This is a genomic window from Kocuria himachalensis (assembly GCF_054784195.1).
Genome location: NZ_BAAGPL010000003.1, coordinates 198,712 through 219,239, shown reverse-complemented (window position 1 = coordinate 219,239; position 20,528 = coordinate 198,712). Strand labels below are relative to the sequence as shown.

Below are 20,528 nucleotides of genomic sequence, written 5' to 3'. Positions count from 1 at the left end.
GCTCCGGCACGCGGCCGTTCCGCATGCCGGAGCCCAGGCGGGGCCCGGCCGGGTGCCTGTCGGGCGGCGTTGGTAGGCTCGCGGGACCCGCACGAAAGGCAGGCCATGAGCTCTCCCCAGCGCGTCCTCATCACCGGTGCCACCGGTTACATCGGAGGGCGCCTGGCGCCCAGGATGCTGGAGGCCGGGCACACCGTGCGCGTCGCCGTCCGGTCCCCCGGCAAGCTGCACGCCGTGCCGTGGCGGGACCGGGTGGAGGTCGCAGAGACGGACCTCAACGACCTCGACGGGATGACCGCCGCGTGCCAGGACGTGCACACCCTGTACTACCTGGTGCACTCCATGGGCGCTTCCCAGCAGTTCGAGGAGGAGGAGGCCGAGATGGCCCGGACCGTCGCCCGGGCCGCGGAGCGGGCCGGGGTGCGGCGCATCGTCTACCTCTCGGGCCTGCACCCCCAGGGCGTGGAGCTGTCCCAGCACATGCGCTCCCGGGTCCGGGTGGGCGAGATCCTGCTCGAGAGTCCCGTCCCGGCGGTCGTCTTCCAGGCCGGTGTGGTCATCGGCTCCGGCTCGGCGTCCTTCGAGATGATCCGCCACCTCGGCGACACCCTGCCGGTCATGCCGGCGCCGTCCTGGGTGACGAACAGCATCGAGCCCATCGCCGTCCGCGACGTGCTGTACTACCTGATCCATGCGATGGACCTGCCGGAGGACCTCAACCGCACCTTCGACATCGGCTCCCGCGACGTCATGACCTACGCGGACGCCATGCGCCGCTACGCCCGGGTCGCCGGGCTGCGCCGGCGGGTGGTCTTCCACCTCCCCCTCCCCGCGCCCCGGCTGTCCGGGTTCTGGGTGGGCATGGTCACCCCGATCCCCCTGGGCCTGGCCGTGCCGCTCGTGCAGTCGCTGCAGCACGACGCCGTGGCGGGCGAGCACGACATCGACGACCACATCCCGCCGCCCCCCGAGGGACTGGCCGGCTACCGCCGTGCGGTGGCGCTCGCGCTGAAGAAGATCGAGGACAACTCCGTGGAGACCACGTGGGACGTCCACTACAGCTCCTCCGAGGCCGCCGCCGACCCGCTGCCCTCGGACCCGGACTGGGCGGGGCGCACGGTGTTCGTGGACGAGCGCAGCCGCACGGGCCCGGCGCGGCCCGAGCAGGTGTGGCGGGTCATCGAGTCCATCGGCGGGCGCAACGGCTGGTACTCGCTGCCCCTGGCCTGGCAGGTCCGCGGGGTCATGGACAAGCTCGTGGGCGGGGCCGGCCTGAACCGCGGCCGCCGCGACGCCACGGACCTGCAGGTGGGCGAGTACGTGGACTGGTGGCGCGTCGAGGCCATGGAGGAGGGGCACAAGCTGCTCCTGCACGCCGAGATGCGCGCCCCCGGCCGGGCGTGGCTCGAGCTGTCCGTGGAGCCCGCGGACGACGGCAGCCGGTACACGCAGCGGGCCATCTTCTTCCCCCGGGGCCTGCCGGGCCGGCTCTACTGGTGGGGTGTGTGGCCCTTCCACGGGTTCATCTTCCCGTCGATGGCCCGCAACATCCTCGCCACCGCCGCCGCGCTGGACGAGCCCGGGCCCGGCGCCCCGGAGCAGTCGACTCCGGCGGACCAGGCGGCCGCGCGGATCACTCCTGCCGCGGAGACCCCGGCCCGGGACTGACCCCTTCCGGGCCCGCCACGGGCCGGGGGCCGGGACGGCCCCACTCGCTCCAGGAGCCGTCGTAGACCGCGACGTCCTCGCGGCCGGCCAGGTGGGCGCCGAGCGCCAGGACGCACGCCGTGAGGCCCGACCCGCAGCTGGTGACGATCCGCCGGCCCTCGGGCGCGGCCGCCGCGATCCGCTCCCGCAGCTGCGGCAGCGGCAGCAACCGCCCGTGCGCGTCCTGCAGGTCGGTGTACGGCAGGTTGACGGCCTCCGGCATGTGCCCGGGGCGCAGACCCGGCCGCGGCTCGGGCTCGGTGCCCGCGAACCGGCCGGCGGAGCGGGCGTCCAGGACGGTGGCGCCCGGGTCGCCCAGCGCGCGGGCGACGTCCTCCGCCCCGACGAAGCTGCCCGCGCGGGGCACGAGCACCACGTCCCCGGGCTCGGCGGGCGGCGCGGCGTGCGCCCCGGTGGGCCGCCCCTCGGCGAGCCACGCCGGGAGGCCGCCGTCGAGGACGGCGACCCGGTCGAAGCCCGCGGTCCGCAGCATCCACCAGACCCGGGCGGACGCGAAGATCCCCTTGGCGTCGTAGGCCACGACCGTGCTCGTGCGCGAGATGCCGAGCGCACGGGCCGCCGCGGTCAGCTGCTCGGCCGGGGGCGCCGTGTGCGGCAGCTCCGAGGACGGGTCCGAGAAGGCCCCGTCCAGGTCCAGGAGCACGGCCCCGGGAAGGGCCTCCTGGGCCCGGTTCAGCGTGGAGCTCGCGTCCACGAGCACGAGCCGGGGGTCGTGGAGGTGCTCGGCGAGCCAGTGGGTGCTCACCACGGGCCCGGGGGGCTCGAGCGGGGTGCCGTCCTGCGGGGTGCCGGTGCTCATGCGCCCCAGGCTAGCGCCGTCCGCGGCGGGCCGCCGGGTCAGGAGACGCCCGCGAGCGCGCGCTCGAGGTCCTCCAGCTGGTCCTCGACGTCCTCGATGCCCACCGAGAGCCGCACCAGGTCCACGGGCACGGCCAGCGCGGTGCCCCGGACGGAGGCGTGCGTCATCTCCGAGGGGTAGCAGATCAGGGACTCCACCCCGCCCAGGCTCACCGACAGCGAGTACAGCCGGGTGCCCTCCGCCACCGCGCGGGCGGCGGCCTCCCCGCCGGCGAGCCGGAAGGAGACCATGCCGCCGAATCCGCGCATCTGCGCGGCGGCGAGCGCGTGGCCGGGGTGCTCGGGCAGCCCCGGGTAGAGCACCCGCGAGACCTCCGGGCGCTCGAGGAGCCACTCGGCGATCCGCTGCGCGCTGTCCTGGTGGCGCTCCATCCGCAGGCTCAGGGTCTTGAGCCCGCGGGCGGCCAGGTAGCTGTCCTGGGGGCCCGCCACGGCGCCAGCGGCGAACTGCTGGAAGCCGACCGCCTCCGTGAGCGGGGCGCCCCGCCACTCGGCCGTCCCGACGACCACGGCGCCGCCGAGCACGTCGGAGTGCCCGCCGATGTACTTGGTGGTGGAGTGCACCACGGCGTGCGCGCCCAGCTCGAGGGGGTTCTGCAGGTACGGGGACGCGAAGGTGTTGTCGACGACGAGCAGCGCCCCGGCGTCCCGGGCCAGCTGCGCCCAGGCCGCGACGTCGGCGATGCCGAGCAGCGGGTTGGACGGCGTCTCGAGCCACAGCACCTTCGTGGCGCCGGGCCGCACGGCCGCGCGGACCGCGTCGAGGTCCGTGATCTCCACGGGCGTGTGCGCGATCTCCCACGGGGCGAGGACCGTGGTGATCAGCCGGTTGGTGCCGCCGTAGCCGTCGGCGCCGAGTACGATGTGGTCGCCCGGGCGCAGCACCGCGCGCAGCAGGGCGTCCTCGGCGGCGATCCCCGAGGCGAACGCGAACCCGCGCTCGCCGCGCTCCAGGGCCGCGAGCTGCTCCTCGAAGCCGCTGCGGGTGGGGTTGGAGCCGCGGCTGTACTCGTGCCCTGCGCGGAGCACGTTGATCCCGTCCTGGGCGAACGTGGAGGTCTGGTAGATCGGCGGGATGACCGCCCCGGTCAGCGGGTCGGGCTCCTGGCCGGCGTGGACGGCGGTGGTCGTGAAGCCCCGGTGGCGGGTGCGGGTCTCGGTGGAGGATGTCATGGCGGTGCTCACTTCCGGGAGGTCTGGACGGTGTCGACGACGGTGTCGAGGGCCTGGCCGAGGTCGGCCACGAGGTCCTGGGGGGACTCGAGGCCGATCGACAGCCGGATCGTGGTCTCGGCGATCCCGCCGGCCCGGCGCTGCTCGGGGGTCAGGCGGCAGTGCGTCATCGCCGCCGGGTGGGCCACGAGGCTGCGGGTGTCGCCGATGTTGGCGACCAGCTTGAACAGCCGGAGCGCGTCGATGAACGGTCCCACGGCGTCGTCCGGGGCGGCGAGGTCGAAGGAGAACACGGAGCCGGTCCCGCGCGGGAAGTCGCGGGCCGCGATCCCGGCGCCGGGGTCCCCGGGCACGCCGGGGTGGTGGACGCGGGCGACGGCGGGGTGCTCCGCCAGGAACTCGGCCACCGCCAGCGCGGAGGCCGTGTGGCGGGCCACGCGCAGGTCCAGGGTCTCGGTGCCCTGCAGGATCTGGCTGGCGTTGAACGGGGACAGCGTGGTCCCGAGGTCGTGCACGTACTTGGCGCGGACGAGGTGCAGGTAGGGGCTGGCCCCGGCGCACTTGTCGACCAGGCTCAGCCCTCCCCAGCGGGCGCGGGCCCGGGTGAACTGCGGCCACTTGTCGGGTCGCGCGGACCAGTCGAAGGTCCCGCCGTCCACGACCGCCCCGGCGAGCGCGTTGCCGTGCCCGCCCAGGAACTTGGTGGCCGAGTGCACCACGATGTCGGCCCCCTTCTCCAGCGGCCGGTACAGGGCCGGGGACGCGAGGGTGTTGTCGACGACGACGGGCACCCCGGCGGCCCGGGCGACGTCGGCGATCCCGGGCAGGTCCGGGAGGGTGGCCAGGGGGTTGCCGATGGACTCGAGCAGGAACGCGCGGGTGTCGGGGCGCACGGCCGCGGCCCACGCCCCCGGGGCGGTGGGGTCCACGAAGGAGACCTCGATGCCGTAGTCCGCGAAGGAGTCGGTGAGGAGGTCCACCGTCCCGCCGTAGAGCTTCTCGGAGGCCACGAGGTGCTTGCCGGTGCCCTGGCCGAGCAGGGCCAGCAGCGCGACGGCCACGGCCGACTGCCCGGAGCCGGTCGCCACGGCGCCCGCGCCGCCCTCGAGGTCGCTGATCCGCTGCTCGAGCACGGCCACCGTGGGGTTGCCGGTGCGGGTGTAGGTGAAGCCCGCCCGGGTCTGGGCGAACATCTGCCGGGCCGCCTCGTAGTCCGGGAACTCGAACGCCGCGGTCTGGTAGATCGGCACCGTCAGGGTGCGCTGGGTGACCTGGTCGTGGGTGCCGGCGTGGATCTGCCGGGTCGCGAGGTCGTGATCGGTCACGGGGGTGGACATGGCGCTGCTCCTGTGCGCTTGCTCTTACCCGCACCGGTCATCCGCTCGGGCCCGGTGGGCACGCCGCGGAAGATGCAGGCCGCTTCCTCATCCGAACCACCCAATGAGCATGGGGTTGGTGCGTGACCAAGTCGGAGCTTGGCGGTCACGTCTCGTGAAGCTGGAACAACACTATGCGCAGAGGTAGTGGCTGTCCCTCCGCGACGGAAGATGACGACCGTGACGGTTCATGACGCCGGCCGTGCGCGGCGGACGTGCCGGGCCCGGGCGTCAGGCCCGCGTGTCGATGTCCTCGAAGATCAGGAACGTCTGGGTGTCCACCACGCCGGGCAGCTGCTGGACGTGCTCGAAGATGACCTGCCGCAGGTGCACGGTGTCCACGGCCCGCACGAGGAGCATGACGTCGAAGTTCCCGCCCACCAGGGCGATGTGGTGCACGGCCGGGATCGCCCGGAGCTGGGCGCACAGCTCCCGCCAGGTGTTCTGCTGGAGCTTGAGCGTCACGTAGGCGGAGGCCTGCAGGCCCGCCCGCACCGGGTCGATCACGGTGCTGAAGCGCAGGATCACCCCCTCGTCCCGGAGCCGGTTGATCCGGGCGTAGGCGTGGGCCCGGGAGACGTGCACGGCCGCGGCGATCGAGGTCACCGACTGCCGCGCGTCCCGGGACAGCTCCGCGAGGATCTTCCGGTCGGTCTCGTCCAGCGGCACGGGGGTCGAGGGCACGGCGGGCTCCTTCGGGGCGGGTCGGTCGCAGCGTCCGGAACGTGCCGGACGAATGCGTGTGCTCCACGCCACACTAGAACATTTCGTCCACGCGTAGTGCACTGTCTGTCTCAGTCTTCTGCATTTTCCCGGCTCTGTGGATACGAACCATGTCCGGTTCCCATACTGGGGAGACAGAGCTGCACCAGCCTTCCTGCCTCCCCGGGCCCGCGAGCGGACCGGGGACCGACCGAGGGGACACCATGAGCCAGACCGTCGAGACCCCCGGGGACCCCATCCTCCGGGCCTCCCAGACCTTCGGCATCACGCCGGAGCAGTACATGCTCCCGGCCCGCGGCGAGATCCGCATGGTCGACCCGAGCGGGAGGCTGCTCGCCCCCGAGGAGCAGGGCACCGGCCCCGGCCACGAGTACCCGCTGCCCGCCCGGGACGTCCTGCTGGACGCCTACGAGAAGCTGGTGGTCGGACGGCGGGTCAACGATCAGAACTCCGCTCTGGTCCGCCAGGGCCGGATGGCCGTCTACCCGTCCAGCCACGGCCAGGAGGCCTGCCAGGTGGCGGCCGCCCTGTGCCTCGAGGAGGGCGACTGGCTGTTCCCCACCTACCGGGACACCGTGGCGGTGATGACCAAGGGCGTGGACCCGATGCAGGTCATGGCGATCTTCCGCGGCGAGTGGCACAGCGGCTACGACCCGTACGAGCACTGCGTGGGCATCCAGTCCACCCCGCTCACCACCCAGCTGCTGCACGCGGTGGGCGTGGCCCACGCCGCCAAGCTGCGCGGCGAGGACACCGTGGTCCTGGCGATGTGCGGCGACGGCGCCACCAGCGAGGGCGACTTCCACGAGGCCCTGAACTTCGCGGCCGTGTTCAAGCTGCCGGTCGTGTTCTTCGTGCAGAACAACGGCTACGCGATCTCCGTGCCCCTGTCCCAGCAGTCCGCGGCGCCGAGCCTCGCCCACAAGGCGGTCGGCTACGGCATGGCGGGCGAGCGCGTGGACGGCAACGACCTCGTGGCGCTGCTCGCCACCCTGCGCCGCGCCGTGGACCTGGCGCGCTCCGAGTCCGAGCCCCTTCTCGTCGAGGCGCACACCTACCGCATGCAGGCGCACACCAACGCCGACGACGCCACCCGCTACCGGGACGACGCCGAGGTGCAGGAGTGGATCGCCAAGGACCCGGTGACGCGGATGCGCGCCTACCTGGGCGCCGAGGGCGTGCTCGACGACGCCGTGGAGCAGCGCATCGCCGCCGCCGCGGAGGACGTCGCCACGGTGCTGCGCGACGGCATGAACGCCGACGTGGAGATCGACCCGCTCGAGCTGTTCCGCCACGTCTTCACCGAGCAGACCCCGCAGCTCGCCGAGCAGGAGCGATTCCTGGCCGCCGAGCTCGCCCGAGAGGAGACCGGACAGTGAGCACCCTGCACGCCCCCGCCCCGGCCGGCGAGGCCCCGGCGGTCGCGCCCGCCACCTTCGCCCAGGCGCTCAACACCGCTCTGGCCGACGCGCTGGCCGCCGACGACGCCGTCGTCGTCTTCGGCGAGGACGTCGGCACCCTCGGCGGCGTCTTCCGCATCACCGACGGGCTGACGAAGCGCTTCGGCCGCACCCGGTGCTTCGACACCCCGCTGGCCGAGTCCGGGATCGCCGGCATGGCCGTGGGCATGGCGATGAACCGGATGCGCCCCGTGATCGAGATGCAGTTCGACGCCTTCGCCTATCCGGCCTTCGAGCAGGTCGCCTCGCACATCGCGAAGATGCACAACCGCACCCGCGGCGCCGTGCGCCTGCCGATCGTCATCCGGATCCCGTACGCCGGCGGCATCGGCGGTGTGGAGCACCACTGCGACTCCTCCGAGGCCTACTACGCCCACACCCCTGGCCTGAAGGTCTTCACCCCCGCCACGGTCGAGGACGCCTACCTCATGCTGCGCGAGGCGATCGACTCCGACGACCCCGTCGTGTTCTTCGAGCCCAAGAAGCTCTACTGGTCCAAGGCCCCTGTGGACCTGGCCCAGCTCAAGGACCGCTACGAGAACCGGTCGCCCGAGCGCCGGGAGGGCCGCGCCGTCGTCGCCCGCGCCGGTGAGGACGCCACGATCCTGGCCTACGGGCCGTCCGTGCCGACCGCTCTGGCCGCCGCCGCGGCCGCCGCCGGCGAGGGCTGCTCGCTCGAGGTCGTGGACCTGCGCAGCATCGTCCCGTTCGACGACGAGACGGTCGGCGCGTCGGTGCGGAGGACCGGGCGCGTGGTGGTCGTGGCCGAGGCCCCGGGCTTCGCGTCCGTGGCGGCCGAGATCGTGGCCCGCGTCCAGGAGCGCTGCTTCCACTCCCTGGCCGCGCCCGTGCGCCGCGTGACCGGGTTCGACATCCCGTACCCGGCGCCCAAGCTCGAGGAGCACCACCTGCCCAGCGTCGACCGCATCCTCGACGCCGTGGACGACCTGCAGTGGGAGGACTGACCATGACCGTGAAGACGTTCACCCTGCCGGATCTCGGCGAGGGACTGACCGAGGCCGAGCTCGTGAGCTGGCTCGTGCAGGTGGGCGACACCGTCGCCGTGGACCAGCCGATCGCCGAGGTGGAGACCGCCAAGTCCGCCGTGGAGGTGCCCTGCCCGTTCGCCGGGACCGTGCACCAGCTCCACGGCGCCTCGGGGCAGACCCTCGACGTGGGCGCGCCGCTGATCTCCGTCGACACCGGGGACCGGGCCGGCACCCCCGCCCCCCAGGGCGGCGGGCCCAAGGGCGGGCAGTCCTACCGGGAGGAGGAGCGCGCCGGGGCGGACCCCGCGGCGGCCGCCGAGGCCTCCGTGGCCTCAGGGGGTTCCGGGGCCTCCGACGACGACGCCGGATCGGGCAGCGTGCTCATCGGCTACGGCACGCCCGCCGGCGGCACGGCCGGGCGCCGGCGCCGGCCGAAGCGGGCCGGCTCCGCCGCCGGTGCCCCCGCCGCTTCCGTCCTCGGGCCTGCCGCCGCGCAGGCGGCGGAGCAGACGGCGGCCCAGGCGGCGCAGGCCGCGGGTGCCGCCCACGACGCGATGGCCTCGGCCCCGCGCCTGGCGCCCACGGTCGTCTCGCCGATCGTGCGCAAGCTCGCCAAGGACCGCGGCGTCGACATCTCCACCGTGCGCGGCTCGGGCCCCGGCGGGCTCATCCTGCGCCGCGACGTCGTGGCCGCGGCGGACGCCCCGGCGGCGCCGGCCCCGCGGGAGAGCGCCGCGCCGTCGTCGTCCCTGGCCCCGGAACCGTCCGGCGCGGCACCGTCCGCCGTGGACGCCCGCACGGGGCTCGGGGTGGCCGAGCGGCTCCCGGTCTCCGGGATCCGCAAGGTCATCGGGCAGGCCATGACCCGCTCCCGCGCCGAGATCCCCGAGGCGACCGTCTGGGTGGACGTGGACGCCACGAAGCTGGTGGAGCTGCGCGCCGAGCTCAAGGCGCAGGACCCCGCGACCGCGCCGGGGCTCATGGCCCTCATCGCGCGGTTCGTGCTCGCCGGCCTGGCCCGCCACCCCGAGCTGGCCACCCGGATCGAGACCCTCGAGGACGGCAGCCAGGAGATCGTGCGCTTCGACGGCGTGAACCTGGGCTTCGCGGCGCAGACCGACCGCGGGCTCGTGGTGCCGAACATCCGCAACGCGCACACCCTCAGCGCCCGCGGGCTCGACGCCGAGCTCCGGCGGCTCACCGAGCTCGCGCGCGCCGGCAGGGCCGGCCCCGCCGAGCTGTCCGGCTCCACGTTCACCCTCAACAACTACGGGGTGTTCGGCACGGACGGGGCCGCGGCGATCATCAACCACCCGGAGGTCGCGATCCTCGGGATCGGCCGGATCATCGACCGCCCGTGGGTGGTCGACGGGCAGCTGGCCGTCCGCAAGGTCACCCAGCTCTCCCTCGCGTTCGACCACCGCGTGTGCGACGGCGGGGCCGCCGGCGGCTTCCTGCGCATGGTGGCCGACGCCGTGGAGAACCCGGTGTCGGTGCTCGCGGACCTGTAGCCGCCCCGCAGCCCCGCCCGCGAGGGGTCGCGTTCCGTGCTCTCCCCGCGGCGAGGAGTCGCGTTCCGCCGGTGTGTCTGCCGCAGGCCGGCGGAACGCGACCGCTCGGCAGGGAGCCGCAGCGGAACGCGAGCCCTCGGCGCCGGGGCCGGCGGCTCAGCGCCGGTCGGCCGGCGCGTCCCTGCGGGAGAGGTCGGGGTGGCGGCGGGTGCCGAGCAGGTGCGGGCCCAGGTCGGCGACCGTCTCGGCGCCCATCAGCTGCATGCTGATCCGGACCTCCTCGGCCAGCAGCTCGATCGCCCGCTCCACGCCCTGCTGCCCGCCGGCCATCAGCCCGTAGAGATAGGCCCGGCCGATCAGCACGAAGTCCGCTCCGGCGCACAGGGCGGTGATGACGTCGGCGCCGCTCATGACCCCGGAGTCCAGGATCAGCTCGACGTCCTCGCCCACCTCTTCCCGCACCTCGGGCAGCGCGTGCAGCGAGGCGGGGGCCCGGTCCAGCTGGCGGCCGCCGTGGTTGGAGACCACCAGCCCGTCGGCCCCGGCGGCCAGGGACTGCCGGGCGTCGTCCCGGGTCAGCACACCCTTCACGAACAGCTTCCCCGGCCACACGGAGCGGATCCACTCGAGGTCCTCGTAGGACAGGGTCGGGTCGAACATCGAGTTCGTGATGGTGGGCAGGTCGGCGCTCGTGCTGGAGAGGGACGCGAACTTCAGGGAGTCCGTGGTCAGGAAGTTGAACCACCACTCGGGCCGGTAGGAGGCGTCGGCCACCGTCCGCAGCGTGAGCCTCGGCGGGATGACCATGCCGTTGCGCACGTCCCGCAGCCGCTGGCCCGCCACCGGGGTGTCCACGGTGACGAGCAGGGCGCCGTAGCCCTCGGCCGCGGCGCGCTCCAGCAGGTCCAGGGACCGGGCGCGGTCCTTCCACAGGTAGAGCTGGAACCAGCGGGTGGCGTCCGGGCCGGCCGCGGCGACCTCCTCCAGCGAGCGGGTGCCCATGGTGGACAGCGTGAAGGGGATGCCGGCCTTCTCCGCCGCCCGGACTCCCCCGATCTCGCCCTCCGCGTGCATGAAACGGGTGAAGCCGGTCGGGGCGATGCCGAACGGCAGCGCGGACCGGGATCCGGCGATGGGCGTGGACAGGTCAGGGGCGGCGATGCCGTGCAGGATCCGGGGCAGCAGCTCGACCGCGTCGAACGCCTCCCGCGAGCGCCGGCGGGTCAGTTCGCGCTGGGCGGCGCCGTCCGCGTAGTCGAACGCGGGGCGCGGGGTGCGGCGTCGGGCGATCCGGCGCAGGTCCCAGAGGTCCGCGGCCCTGGCCAGACGGGCCGCGCGGCGGTCCAGAACGGGGGTCTCGAACTGCAGGAGCGGGCGCAGCTCGGACCACTGGGGCATTCGCCGTTCCATGGCGGACCTCCTGACGGTCGGGGTGCTCCCGACCACACTACGACGGGGATCCCTACCGCCGGGGCCCGTGCCCCGGACGGTGCGCCGTTCAGTCGGTCTCGGGACCCGCGCAGTACGGGCAGTACTGCTCGACGTCGGACCAGCTGCGCCGGCCGCCCCGGAGGATCCGCGCCGCAGACCCGCAGTCGGAGACCTCGTCCGGGCGCGCGGAGGCCTGGGGGGAGCGGGACGGGAGCAGGTCGACGGTCATGGTGCTGTCCTCCGGGAGGGGTGGTGGCGGGCGGGGCGTCGCCCGGTCCTTCCAGTATCGAGGGCACCACCCGTGAGGAACAGCGACGGATTCCGAGGTTGACCCGTCAGTCCGTCTGATGGGTCCGGCTGTGGTCGCCCGGCCGGTCACGAGGCCCTGGATGCCTGCCCCGGGGCGCTGTGCCCGCCGCCCGGACTCAGAGCCCGGTGAGGACGTCGAGGGCGGCCCGCAGGCCCCGCTCCTGCCGGACCGCGCGCCCCACGCGCTGGGCCTGCTCCCGGCGGGCGAGGGCGTCGCCCACCGCGGGAACCAGTGTCTCCGGCGTCAGCCTCCGGTGCGGGATCGGGGCCGCGGCGATGCCGAGCCGGTGCAGCTGCCGGCCCCAGAAGGGCTGGTCGACGAGGAAGGGCACCACCACGGACGGGATGCCCGCGCGGGCCACCGTGTGCGCCGTTCCCGCCCCGCCGTGGTGGACCGCGAGGGCTGCGTCCGGGAGCAGGGCGTCCAGCGGCGCGGCCGGCACGACGAGCACGTCCTCGCCGCGGCGGTCCTCCGGCAGGGCCAGCCCGCCCCAGCCCGTGACCAGGAGGGTCCGCAGCCCGTGGGCGCGCGCGCTGTCCACGACCGTCCTCCCCCGCGCCGACGGGTCTCCGGCCGCCATGGAGCCGAAGGTCGCCACCAGGCACGGCCCGTCCCGGACGAACCCGGCCACCGCCGGGTCCGGGGCGGGGAGGCGCGTTCCGGGGTGCCAGGAACCGGTCAGGTGCACCCGGGCCGGCCAGTCGGCGGGCCGGGGCAGCAGCTGCGGGCTGATCCCCATCAGCGTGGCCCGGGACGCCGCGGGGGTCGACGCCGCCCGGCCGCCCGGCAGCTGCCGGCACGCGCGCTCGACGTCCCGCCGGAACAGCCGGGCGCCGCTGCGGGGGACCGCGTAGGTCGCCCGGTTGAACCGCCCGAGGTCCTTCGAGACCGTGGGCCCGCCCGGCGCGGAGAACTCCTGCGTGGGCGTCGCCACCGGCACGAACTCGGCGAGCGCGCGGGGGACGCCGAGGGCGTCCGCCACGGCCGGTGCGGTGAGGATCAGCGGGTGGTGCAGGACCAGGTCCGGGCCGAATTCCAGGGTCTCCCGCACCGCCGCGGAGAACATCCTCCGCATCCCGGGGCGGACCTCCGCGCGGACGTGGTGCACCGCCGCCCGCGGCGAGGCCCCGGGGGCGTCCATCAGCCGGTGGAAGTCCACGTCCAGGCTCACGGTGTCGAGCCCGGAGAGGTCGACCCCGGAGTTCTCCGGCACCCCGAGCCGGACCCGGTGGCCCTGCGCGGTGGCGTACCGGGCCAGGGCCGCGAACGGCTCCACGTCGCCGCGGGTTCCGGAGGTCAGCAGCATCATGCGCACCCCCACAGTCTGCCCCGCGGTGGGACGGAGCACGACCGGACCGGCGTTGGTCCAGGTGGCCCCTGCGCCCGCCGCCGCGCCGGTCCCGGATCCGACGTAATGTGGGGTGCACCCGGACCCCCGGGTCGCCCGACGTCCGAGGAGGTCCGCCGCCGTGCCCCAGGCCGGATCCGCCCCCGCGCTCCAGCGGATCGTCCACATCTCGCGGCCGGTGCTCTGGATCAACGCCCTGGGCACCGGTGTGGTGGGCATGTGGCTGGCGGGCTCGCTCTGGCGGTGGGAGGCGCTGCCGCTCCTGCTGTGGCTCACCCTCCCCTTCAACCTGCTGATCTACGGCGTCAACGACGTCTTCGACCAGGACACCGACGCCCTCAACCCGCGCAAGGGCTCGCTCGAGGGAGCCCTCATCGACTCCTCCGAGGTGCGCACGATCCTGACCGCGGTGCTCGTCACCAACGTGCCGTTCGTCGTCTGGTTCGCCGTCGCCCTGCCCCCGGCCGCGCTGGGCTGGATCGCGCTGTACGTCCTGGTCTTCGTGTTCTACTCGGCCCCTCCCCTGCGCTTCAAGGCCCGGGCGTACCTCGACTCGCTGAGCAACGCCGCCTACGCGCTGCCGCTGGTCTTCGTCCCCTCCGCGCTCGGGGCGGCTCCCGTGTGGCCCGCGGCGCTCGGCCTGATGGCCTGGAGCGTCGCCAAGCACGCGTTCGACGCCGTCCAGGACATCGAGGAGGACCGCGCGGTGGGCATCACCACGACGGCGGTCCGGCTGGGACCGCGCGGGACGGCCCTGTGGAGCGGTGGCTGGTGGGCCGCGTCCACGCTGGGCTTCGCGCTGGTCAGCCTTCCGGTGGCCGCGGTCAACGCCCTCATCGCCGGGTGGCTCGTGGCCTCCCTCCTGCGGGACCCGCGGCCCGAGACCGGGCACCGGCTGTACCGGCACTCCATCGCCTTCCCGTACGTCGCCGGCGCCGTGGCCGGTGTGCAGCTGACGGTGGCACTGTACTTCGGGCTGTACCCGTGAGCCGCGTCGTCGTCGTCGGCGGTGGCATCGGCGGGCTGACCTCGGCCGTCCTGCTCGGCCACGCCGGTCACCGCGTCACCCTGCTCGAGGCCGCCGACCACCTGGGCGGCAAGAGCCGCCGCCTCGAGACCGGGGGGCAGCGCCTGGACACCGGGCCGTCCCTCTTCACCTTCCCGGGCGTGTGGGAGGAGCTCCTCCGCCGCCTGGACCGCCTGCGGGACGCCGGGACCGCGCGGACGGGGGTCCGGGCGCCGAGGGCGGAGGAGACGGCCGGGCTCGTGCTGGAGCGCCTGCCCGAGGTCGGCACCTACTACTACCGCGGCGCCCGGTGCGCGCTGCCCGTCCCGCCCGGGCACCCGTGGCACGAGGCCTGGGCCCGCTTCGAGGCCGAGCACGGGGTGCTCGGCCCGGACATCACGCGGCTGCTGACCACCGACGTGCTGGACCGGGCGGCCCATCCCGCGCTCGGCCGGCTCGGGAAGCTGTACGGGCGCCGGCTCACGACCCGCGCCTACCTGGACAGCCTCACCTGGATGCCGGAGGGCCTGCGCGAGGTCATCGCCATCCACACCCTCAACGCCGGTGTCGGCCCGGCACGGACCCCCGCCCTGTACGCGAGCATGCCCGCGGTCATGGCGCGCGACGGCGTCTGGATCCCCCGGGGCGGTGTCTACGAGCTCGTCGAGGCACTCCGGCGCCTCGCCGTGGACGCCGGGGTGGAGCTCCGCACCGGGGAACCGGTGACCTCCGTCGCCCGCCGGCGCGTCCTGACCGCCCGGGGCGCGTATCCGGCCGACGCCGTGGTGAGCGGGGTCGACGCGCACCGGCTGGACGGGCTGCTGGCGGGGCGCGCCCCCCGGGCCCCGCGCCGGCTCAGCTGCTCGGCGATCGCGGTCTACGCCGTGCTCGACTCCGAGCTGCCCGAGGGGACGCCCCGGCACGGCGTCGTGCTGCCCGACCGTCCCGCCGACCTCTACGCCGATCTGGAGGCCGGGTCCGATCCCGAGCAGACCATGGCCTTCGCGAACCACTACCCGGCGCGCGCGGGCGATCCCCACAGCGCGGCCACGCTCGCCCTGCTGCTGACCGCGCCGGCCAACGGGAGGTCCTACACCCTCGAGGACCCCTTCGTCGCGCGCGAGCTCGAGCGCACGGGACGGGTGCTCGGGCTGCCCGGGCCGATCACGGACCGTTTCCGGAGCACGGAGATCCTGGACCCCGCGTACTTCGCCGCGCACGGCTCGGAGGGCGGGGCGCTGTACGGCGCGGTGCGTCCTGCGTGGCGCAGCGGCCCGTTCCACGCCCCCGCCCACAGCACCCCGCTGCGGCCGTGGCTGTGGCGGGTGGGTGCCTCCGTGCACCCGGGCGGCGGACTGCCCGCAGTGCTGGGGGGCGCCATGATCTCGACCGACAAGCTGCTGAAGCGCCTCGGGTAGGGCGGGAGCCCCCGGCAGGCCTGCGGCCACGGTCCGGGCGGACGGTCAGCGGGCGAGCTCCCACGCCCAGATCAGCAGCAGCGTCACGAGGAACCCGGTGAGGTAGTTCAGCCACAGGAACCGCCGCCAGCCCCGGTTGGCGCGCTCGCAGCCGGCGTCCGTGATGGTCAGGAACGGCACGAGGTTGGCGAGGTAGGGCAGCACCAGGAGGGACGCCACCGGTCCGGGCCAGGCCGTGAGCAGCAGGAGCACCCCGGCGGCGAGGTAGAGCGCCGCGGCGGCCCACACCGTGGGGCGGGCGCCCAGGACCGTCGCGATCGAGCACAGCCCGCCCTCCCGGTCCGCCTGGACGTCCTGCACGGCTCCGAACGCCTGCGAGGCCATCGACCACAGGAAGAACCCGGCGCACAGGGCCACGAGTCCCGGCGACCAGTCCGCTCCGGCGAGCACCAGGCCGTAGACGGCCGGGGACACGAAGTGCGTGGCGGAGGTCGCCGAGTCCAGGAACGGGACCTCCTTGAAGCGCAGCCCCTTGAGACTGTAGGCCGCCACCGCGAACAGGCTGAGCACGAGCACCCCCGCCGCGGCGGCCCGGCCGGCCAGGAACAGGTACGCCAGGAAGGGCAGGGCCGTCAGCACCGAGCCCACGAGGATCGTGCGGTGCTCGGACCGGTCCACGAGCGCGCCCTCGACACCGCCCTTGCGGGGGTTGCGGAGGTCGGACTCGTAGTCGAAGACGTCGTTGATGCCGTACATCAGGAGGTTGTACGGGAAGAGGAAGAACAGCGTCCCCACCACGAGCGGCAGGTCCACCCGGCCGGTCGTCAGGACGACGGCCGCCGCGAAGGGGTAGGCGGTGTTGACCCAGGAGACCGGCCGGGAGGTGGCCACGAGGGTGCGCACGGTGGCGGTGAGCCGGCCGCGCTCGGCCAGCCCCCACCACAGCGAGGGCAGCAGCAGCAGCGCGGCGAGCGGGTACGCGAAGTCCTCGACGGGCACGAGGCCGATCCGCAGCTCCGTGATGTGCCCGGCCCCGTAGTCGAAGAACCCGGCGGCGATCATGAGGTTGTCGAACACGGCCGTCAGCACCGCGAGCACCGCGAAGGAGATCCCGAGCACGGCCAGGGCCCGGCGCCGCGGCGGAGCCGGGGAGGGCCTGCGGACCAGCAGGGTGGCCGGGGTCAGGGCGAGCGCGAGGAAGACGGGGATGACGAGGGCGTAGGTCACGGCGCGTCCGCATCCCCCGGGGCCGGAGCGGCCGCGGCGGAGCGGCGCGCCAGCACCTGCTCCGTGAGCCGGACCAGGTTCATGGTCAGGTAGCAGAGGAACACGAGGAACACGACCTCCTCGACGGGGATCTGCGGGGCGACCATCCAGCCGGTCGCCCAGGCGCTCTGGCTGTGCACGAAGATCCCGAGGCTGATCCCGGCGACGTCCCAGGCGAGGAAGAACACCAGGCCCGTGAGCAGCACGAGGGCCGCCCGGCGGGCGTCGTGGGCGAAGAACAGTCTCTCGCGCACGTCGAGGAGCACCATCCCGGCCAGGCTGAACAGCAGGAAGCCGAGGTACACGAAGCTCATCCGCGCGGCACCAGGGGTTCTGCCAGCGGTCCGGTGGAGGTGTCCCCGCGCAGGTCCTTGAGCAGGATCTCCGCGCTGATCAGGCACATCGGCAGGCCGATGCCGGGGATGGTCGAGGCCCCGCAGTAGTGCAGGCCCGCGACCTTCCGGCTGCGGTTGGCGCCCCGGAAGAACGCGGACTGCTTGAGCACGTGAGCGGGTCCCAGCACGTTGCCGCGCCAGGAGTTGAAGTCCCGCCGGAAGTCCTCCGGGCCCACGGTGTGGCGCACCACGATGCGCTCCCGCAGGTCGGGCACGCCGGCCCACGCCGCGACCTGGTCGATCACCTGGTCCGCGACGGCCTCGACCCGCGGGGAGCCGGTGCCGTCCGGGCCGCCCGCGCCCAGCGCGGGGTCGGCGGGGACCGGGATCAGCACGAAGAGGTTCTCGTGCCCCTCCGGGGCCACGTCCGGGTCGGTCGCCGAGGGCTTGCAGACGTAGACGGACGCGGGGTCCGGGACGCTCGTGGGCACCTCGAAGATCGCCCGGAAGTTCGTGTCCCAGTCCTCGCTGAAGAACAGGCTGTGGTGCGGCAGCTCGGGCAGCTCCCCGCGCACCCCGAGCATCACGAGCACCGCGCCGGGGCCGGTCTGGCGCTTGTCCCAGTACCGCTGCGGGTAGCTCTGCAGCTCGCGCGGGAGCAGCGCGGTCTCGGTGTGGTGCAGGTCCGCGGCCGAGACGACGACGTCCGCCGCGAGCTGGTGCTCCACCCCGTCCGCGTCCCGCCACACGACGCCGGTGGCCCGGACCGGGCCGTCGGCGGCCGGGGAGGTGCTGATCCGCAGCACGTCCGCCCCCGTCCGGATCCGTGCCCCGTGGGCGAGGGCGAGCCGCTCGACGGCCTCGACGACCCGGCGGAACCCGCCCTGCGGGTACTGGACGGAGTCCGTGAGGTCCATGTGGCTCATGAGGTGGTACAGCGACGGCGTCATCCGGGGCGCGCTGGCCAGGAAGACGGCCGGGTAGCCGAGCACCTGCCGCAGCCGTGTGTCCCGCACGGTGCCGGCGGCGAAGTCGTGCAGGGAGCCGGTGAGGTGGCGGGCGAGCTCCGGCAGGCCCCGCACGACCGGGCGGGTGAGCAGCGGGGTGAACGAGGCGTAGGAGGTGTAGAGGAAGTGGTCGACGGCGAGCTCGTAGGTCCGCTTCGCCGAGGCCAGGTACGCACGGATCCGTGCGCCCGCACCGGGCTCCACCGACTCGAACAGCGCCACGGTGTCCTCGAGGTCCGAGCGGATGTCGATCGGCTCCTCGTAGCGCTCGCCCCAGACCCGGTACGCGGGGTCCAGGCGGAGCAGCTCGAGCTCCTCGGCGGCGCTGGAGCCCATGAGCCGGAAGAAGTGGTCGAAGACCTCGGGCATGAGGTACCAGGAGGGCCCGGTGTCGAAGCGGAAGCCGTCCCGCTCGAGCCGCCCGGCGCGCCCGCCCGTCGTCGTGCCGCGCTCCAGGACGGTCACCTCCCAGCCGTCCTTCGCGAGCAGGCCCGCGGCGGCGAGCCCGGCGATCCCGGCCCCCACCACCACGGCGTGCCGCCCGCGGGGCCCGGTGGGGCGGCGGCGGGTGCGCGCCTTGACCACGGCGGCCGCGGCGAGCCCGGCCTTGCGGGGGTTCGGCACGCGGATGCGGGAGCTCAGCAGCTCCCGGGCAGGGGTGGCGCGGATCCGCACGGACAGCTCCCGGAACAGGTCGTGGGCGGCGAGGACGGCGGCGCGGGAGGACCCGGGGAGGTCCCCGATCACCGCGCGGGCGGCCGCGAGGTCGGCGTCGATGTCGTCGAGGAGGCGGTTCTTCTCGGTCTCGGAGAACTCCCCGGGCTCCACGCCGGGGAAGTACACGCGGCCGAGCTCCCCGTAGTCCTCGGCCAGGTCGCGCAGGAAGTTGACCTTCTGGAACGCCGCGCCCAGCCGCCGGGCCCCCGCCACGAGCTGCGCCCGGCGCTGCTCGGGCACGGGACGGCCGGCCAGGAAGACCTGGAGGCACATCAGCCCCACGACCTCGGCCGAGCCGTACACGTACTCGTCGAGGGAGTCGGCGCTGTGCCGGTCCTCGCTGAGGTCGGCGCGCATCGACGCGAAGAACGGGCGCAAGAGGTCGGGGCCGATCCCCGCGTGGCGGGCCGTGCGGGCGAAGGCGTGCACCACGAGGTTGCTGCTGAAGCCGCGCTCGATCGCCCCGTACGTCTCGTCCTCGAGGCCGTCGAGCAGCTCCCTCGACCCCCGGGGCGGGACCCCCGCGCCGGCGCTGGCGCCGTCGACGATCTCGTCGGCGATCCGCACGAGGGCGTAGACGGCGTAGACGTGCGGGCGGATCTCCGGGCCCAGCAGCCGGCAGGCGAGGCCGAAGGACGTGGAGTAGCGGCGGATGACGGTCGCGGCGGCCTGCCGGGCGGTGTCGTCGTACCGGGCGGCGGCCTCGGCCGGTGACCCGGTGTGCTGGGCGGCGCTCACCGGACGCGCTCCGTGGCCCCGGCCACGATGCGGCGCAGGTCCCGCTCGAGGGACGCGGGCAGCCCCGCGGCGTCGAGCAGGGCCCGGGCCTCGTCCGCGCACTCGGCGACCATGTCCTCGACCTCCTGCCGCGCCCCGCACTGCTCGAGCAGGTCGCGGGCCCGCAGGGCCTGCTCGCTGCTGATCTCGTGGCGGCCCAGGATCGCGTCGAGCTCCTCCCCGGCGGGCGTGCGCTGCGCGGCGGCGACGAGCATGGTCCGCTTGCCCTCCCGCAGGTCGCTGACCGCGGACTTGCCCGTGGCCTCCGGGTCCCCGAAGACGCCGAGCAGGTCGTCCACGAGCTGGTAGGCGGTGCCCACGGTCCGGCCCAGGCGCCCGAGCACCTCCACGTCCCCGTCGGGGGCCCCGCCGAGCACCCCGCCGGCCTGCAGCGGGGTCTCGAAGGAGTAGACCGCGGTCTTCAGGCACGTGGCCGCGAGGATCTGCTCGCGGCCGGGACGGGCCCCGGGCAGCGTGTGGTCCACGTCGAGCAGCTCGCCCGCGGCCGAGGAGAACAGGGCGGCGTCGAGCAGGTCGAGGAGCCGGGGCAGCCGCTCGGGCGAGAGCCCGGAGCGGGCCACGAGCCGGTACGCGCCGGCGAGGGCGAGGTCCCCGGCGATGACGCCCACGCTGGCGCCGTACTGGCGTGCCTGGTCCGGCCCCGAGCCCGAGGCGAACGCCCGGGAGGCCGCGGCGGCGTTGATGGTGGGCTGGTGCCGGCGCTGGTCGTCCTGGTCGATGACGTCGTCGTGCACGATGAGGGCGGTGTGCAGCAGCTCGAACGCCGCGCCGACGGCCTCGACCACGGGCTCCGGCTCGGGCGCCGGATAGGCGCCGGCCGCGAGGCGCACGAGGTGCGGGCGGATCTGCTTGCCGCCGGAGCTGAGCCGGGAGACCTCGCCCCACAGCCGGGCGAACCCGGGGTCCACGGCCGCCGCGCGGCCGGTGGCCTCGGCGAGGAACTCCTCCAGGACGGGCACCCGGGCAGGCTCTCTCCCCCCACCGTGCCCGGTACGCGTCCCGGTGCCCGGACGAGCGCTCGAGAAGGCCGATTCGCGAGAGAAGACCGTCACCATTCCCCCATTCCACCACAGT

The 20,528-nt window shown here is 74.5% G+C and carries 17 protein-coding genes and 1 riboswitch; of the genes, 6 read left to right on the top strand and 11 right to left on the bottom strand.

All coding sequences use genetic code 11. The annotated features are described in order from the left end of the window. The first annotated feature begins 105 nt into the window (after nucleotides 1-105). Complete coding sequence (locus ACYVM4_RS02795; RefSeq protein ID WP_460667583.1) at nucleotides 106-1,668, top strand: SDR family oxidoreductase; 1,563 nt, start codon at nucleotides 106-108, stop codon at nucleotides 1,666-1,668. Here ACYVM4_RS02795 and ACYVM4_RS02790 read toward each other — a convergent pair. The 4 genes from ACYVM4_RS02790 to ACYVM4_RS02775 form a co-directional block, all read right to left on the bottom strand. Beyond that, nucleotides 1,634-2,527, bottom strand: coding sequence for a sulfurtransferase (locus tag ACYVM4_RS02790; protein WP_460667582.1), 894 nt, complete (start codon nucleotides 2,525-2,527; stop codon nucleotides 1,634-1,636). The genes ACYVM4_RS02795 and ACYVM4_RS02790 overlap by 35 nt on opposite strands. Before the next feature lie 38 nt (nucleotides 2,528-2,565). Next, nucleotides 2,566-3,759, bottom strand: a complete 1,194-nt coding sequence (locus tag ACYVM4_RS02785; RefSeq protein ID WP_460667581.1) for a cystathionine gamma-synthase — start codon at nucleotides 3,757-3,759, stop codon at nucleotides 2,566-2,568. Between the two features lie 8 nt (nucleotides 3,760-3,767). Further along, the gene (locus ACYVM4_RS02780; protein WP_460667580.1) at nucleotides 3,768-5,096 is read right to left on the bottom strand and encodes an O-acetylhomoserine aminocarboxypropyltransferase/cysteine synthase family protein; all 1,329 of its coding nucleotides are present in this window, start codon (nucleotides 5,094-5,096) and stop codon (nucleotides 3,768-3,770) included. Between the two features lie 38 nt (nucleotides 5,097-5,134). After that, a riboswitch (SAM riboswitch) is annotated at nucleotides 5,135-5,256 on the bottom strand. Between the two features lie 110 nt (nucleotides 5,257-5,366). After that, complete coding sequence (locus tag ACYVM4_RS02775; protein ID WP_368822330.1) at nucleotides 5,367-5,819, bottom strand: Lrp/AsnC family transcriptional regulator; 453 nt, start codon at nucleotides 5,817-5,819, stop codon at nucleotides 5,367-5,369. Nucleotides 5,820-6,061: 242 nt separating this feature from the next. Here ACYVM4_RS02775 and ACYVM4_RS02770 point away from each other — a divergent pair, with 242 nt between their 5' ends. From ACYVM4_RS02770 to ACYVM4_RS02760, 3 genes are read left to right on the top strand one after another with little or no spacing between them, the layout of a single operon-like run. Then, complete coding sequence (locus ACYVM4_RS02770; RefSeq protein ID WP_368822329.1) at nucleotides 6,062-7,237, top strand: thiamine pyrophosphate-dependent enzyme; 1,176 nt, start codon at nucleotides 6,062-6,064, stop codon at nucleotides 7,235-7,237. Then, on the top strand, nucleotides 7,234-8,283 hold the full coding sequence (locus ACYVM4_RS02765) for an alpha-ketoacid dehydrogenase subunit beta (protein ID WP_460667579.1): 1,050 nt from the start codon (nucleotides 7,234-7,236) through the stop codon (nucleotides 8,281-8,283). The genes ACYVM4_RS02770 and ACYVM4_RS02765 overlap by 4 nt, the downstream gene beginning before the upstream one ends. A gap of 2 nt (nucleotides 8,284-8,285) precedes the next feature. Further along, nucleotides 8,286-9,818, top strand: coding sequence for a dihydrolipoamide acetyltransferase family protein (locus ACYVM4_RS02760; protein WP_460667578.1), 1,533 nt, complete (start codon nucleotides 8,286-8,288; stop codon nucleotides 9,816-9,818). Nucleotides 9,819-9,974: 156 nt separating this feature from the next. Here the strand turns inward: ACYVM4_RS02760 and ACYVM4_RS02755 are convergent, their stop codons facing one another. From ACYVM4_RS02755 to ACYVM4_RS02745, 3 genes are all read right to left on the bottom strand, one after another. Beyond that, nucleotides 9,975-11,228, bottom strand: a complete 1,254-nt coding sequence (locus ACYVM4_RS02755) for an alpha-hydroxy acid oxidase (RefSeq protein ID WP_460667577.1) — start codon at nucleotides 11,226-11,228, stop codon at nucleotides 9,975-9,977. 88 nt (nucleotides 11,229-11,316) lie between these two features. Continuing rightward, nucleotides 11,317-11,478, bottom strand: a complete 162-nt coding sequence (locus ACYVM4_RS02750; protein WP_460667576.1) for a hypothetical protein — start codon at nucleotides 11,476-11,478, stop codon at nucleotides 11,317-11,319. 196 nt (nucleotides 11,479-11,674) lie between these two features. Beyond that, nucleotides 11,675-12,868: a glycosyltransferase gene (locus tag ACYVM4_RS02745; protein WP_368822323.1), complete on the bottom strand. Its 1,194-nt coding sequence runs from the start codon at nucleotides 12,866-12,868 to the stop codon at nucleotides 11,675-11,677. A 160-nt stretch (nucleotides 12,869-13,028) separates the two neighbouring features. On the opposite strand from ACYVM4_RS02745, the gene ACYVM4_RS02740 reads away from it, so the two are divergent. After that, nucleotides 13,029-13,895, top strand: a complete 867-nt coding sequence (locus ACYVM4_RS02740; protein ID WP_368822322.1) for a UbiA family prenyltransferase — start codon at nucleotides 13,029-13,031, stop codon at nucleotides 13,893-13,895. Continuing rightward, the gene (locus ACYVM4_RS02735; protein ID WP_460667575.1) at nucleotides 13,892-15,331 is read left to right on the top strand and encodes a phytoene desaturase family protein; all 1,440 of its coding nucleotides are present in this window, start codon (nucleotides 13,892-13,894) and stop codon (nucleotides 15,329-15,331) included. The genes ACYVM4_RS02740 and ACYVM4_RS02735 overlap by 4 nt, the downstream gene beginning before the upstream one ends. Nucleotides 15,332-15,376: 45 nt before the next feature. Here the strand turns inward: ACYVM4_RS02735 and ACYVM4_RS02730 are convergent, their stop codons facing one another. From ACYVM4_RS02730 to ACYVM4_RS02715, 4 genes are read right to left on the bottom strand one after another with little or no spacing between them, the layout of a single operon-like run. Further along, nucleotides 15,377-16,558 carry a prenyltransferase gene (locus ACYVM4_RS02730; RefSeq protein ID WP_368822320.1) on the bottom strand — a complete coding sequence of 394 codons (1,182 nt, stop codon included), beginning with the start codon at nucleotides 16,556-16,558 and terminating at the stop codon, nucleotides 15,377-15,379. Further along, nucleotides 16,555-16,911 (bottom strand): lycopene cyclase domain-containing protein, encoded by a 357-nt coding sequence (locus tag ACYVM4_RS02725; RefSeq protein WP_368822319.1) that lies wholly within the window; start codon nucleotides 16,909-16,911, stop codon nucleotides 16,555-16,557. The genes ACYVM4_RS02730 and ACYVM4_RS02725 overlap by 4 nt, the downstream gene beginning before the upstream one ends. Next, complete coding sequence (crtI, locus tag ACYVM4_RS02720) at nucleotides 16,908-19,394, bottom strand: phytoene desaturase family protein (RefSeq protein WP_460667574.1); 2,487 nt, start codon at nucleotides 19,392-19,394, stop codon at nucleotides 16,908-16,910. Before crtI ends, ACYVM4_RS02725 begins: the two co-directional genes overlap by 4 nt. After that, nucleotides 19,391-20,413, bottom strand: a complete 1,023-nt coding sequence (locus ACYVM4_RS02715) for a polyprenyl synthetase family protein (RefSeq protein ID WP_368822317.1) — start codon at nucleotides 20,411-20,413, stop codon at nucleotides 19,391-19,393. The genes crtI and ACYVM4_RS02715 overlap by 4 nt, the downstream gene beginning before the upstream one ends. Nucleotides 20,414-20,528: the final 115 nt, after the last annotated feature.

Coding starts and splice junctions, on each gene's coding strand:
- ACYVM4_RS02785 (WP_460667581.1), bottom strand. CDS start 3,759: ATGACATCCTCCACCGAGACCCGCACCCGCCACCGGGGCTTCACGACC.
- ACYVM4_RS02745 (WP_368822323.1), bottom strand. CDS start 12,868: ATGATGCTGCTGACCTCCGGAACCCGCGGCGACGTGGAGCCGTTCGCG.
- ACYVM4_RS02725 (WP_368822319.1), bottom strand. CDS start 16,911: ATGAGCTTCGTGTACCTCGGCTTCCTGCTGTTCAGCCTGGCCGGGATG.
- ACYVM4_RS02790 (WP_460667582.1), bottom strand. CDS start 2,527: ATGAGCACCGGCACCCCGCAGGACGGCACCCCGCTCGAGCCCCCCGGG.
- ACYVM4_RS02770 (WP_368822329.1), top strand. CDS start 6,062: ATGAGCCAGACCGTCGAGACCCCCGGGGACCCCATCCTCCGGGCCTCC.
- ACYVM4_RS02780 (WP_460667580.1), bottom strand. CDS start 5,096: ATGTCCACCCCCGTGACCGATCACGACCTCGCGACCCGGCAGATCCAC.
- ACYVM4_RS02795 (WP_460667583.1), top strand. CDS start 106: ATGAGCTCTCCCCAGCGCGTCCTCATCACCGGTGCCACCGGTTACATC.
- ACYVM4_RS02760 (WP_460667578.1), top strand. CDS start 8,286: ATGACCGTGAAGACGTTCACCCTGCCGGATCTCGGCGAGGGACTGACC.
- ACYVM4_RS02755 (WP_460667577.1), bottom strand. CDS start 11,228: ATGGAACGGCGAATGCCCCAGTGGTCCGAGCTGCGCCCGCTCCTGCAG.
- ACYVM4_RS02750 (WP_460667576.1), bottom strand. CDS start 11,478: ATGACCGTCGACCTGCTCCCGTCCCGCTCCCCCCAGGCCTCCGCGCGC.